The following is a 1,146-nucleotide window of genomic DNA, read 5'->3' as shown; positions in this document are numbered from 1 at the left end:
AGCCGGACGGCGGCCGCCGCCTCGTAGACCTCCGCCGGCACCCCCTCCGGGACCAGCGACTCGGCCTCGCGCTCCACCAGCCCGGTGTCCATCTCGCCCGACACCACGTCGGGGTGGGCCAGCAGACGGCGCAGGAACCCGGCGTTGGTGGGCACACCCAGCACGACCGTGTCGGCGAGGGCGGCGCGCAGCCGGCGCAGCGCGGTGGCCCGGTCCGGGCCGTGCGCGATCACCTTGGCCAGCATCGGGTCGTAGAGGCTGCCCACCTCGGAACCCTCGGCCAGCCCGGAGTCGGTGCGCACGCCCGGGCCGGAGGGCTCGCGCAGGGCGAGTACCCGGCCACCGGACGGGAGGAAGCCGCGGGAGCCCTCCTTCACGGACACGGTCTCGGCGCAGATCCGGGCCTCCACGGCGTGGCCGGTGAGGGTGACGTCCTCCTGCGCGAACGGCAGCGGCTCGCCGGCGGCCACCCGCAGCTGCCACTCGACCAGGTCCAGGCCGGTGACCAGCTCCGTCACCGGATGCTCCACCTGGAGGCGGGTGTTCATCTCCATGAAGTAGTAGGAGGAGGGGTCGCCACCGGGGACGATGAACTCCACCGTCCCCGCACCGACGTAGCCGCAGGAGCGGGCCGCCTGGACGGCCGCCTCACCCATCGACGCCCGGGTCCGCTCGTCCAGCAGGACGCTGGGCGCCTCCTCGACGATCTTCTGGTGGCGACGCTGGAGCGAGCACTCGCGCTCGCCCAGGTGCACGACGTTGCCGTGGGTGTCGGCCAGCACCTGGATCTCGATGTGCCGGGGACGGTCGATCCAGCGCTCCACCAGCAGCGTGTCGTCGCCGAACGAGGACCGGGCCTCACGGCGGGCCGCGGCGATCTCCTCGGCCAGCGCGGACTGCTCGCGGACCAGGCGCATGCCCTTGCCGCCGCCGCCCGCGCTGGGCTTGAGCAGCACCGGCATGCCGATCTCCCGGGCCGCCGCGACCAGCTCGGCGTCGGTCAGACCGCTGCCGCTGGAGCCCGGCACCACCGGGACGCCGGCCGCGCGGACCGTCTCCTTGGCGCGGATCTTGTCGCCCATCAGGTCGATCGCCGAGGCGGGCGGGCCCAGGAAGACCAGCCCGGCGTCGGCGCAGGCCTGCGCG

1 protein-coding gene is annotated in these 1,146 nt (G+C 74.6%); it reads right to left on the bottom strand.

Annotation, left to right across the window (positions count from 1 at the left end):
* The coding region (locus tag HW445_RS31940) for an acetyl/propionyl/methylcrotonyl-CoA carboxylase subunit alpha (RefSeq protein WP_180224250.1) at positions 1-1,146 on the bottom strand (1,146 nt) is incomplete at both ends.

It is taken from the genome of Streptomyces sp. UH6, from assembly GCF_013421635.1.
GTDB classification, from domain to species: domain Bacteria; phylum Actinomycetota; class Actinomycetes; order Streptomycetales; family Streptomycetaceae; genus Streptomyces; species Streptomyces abyssomicinicus.
This window is presented reverse-complemented; position numbering and strand designations above follow the sequence as displayed.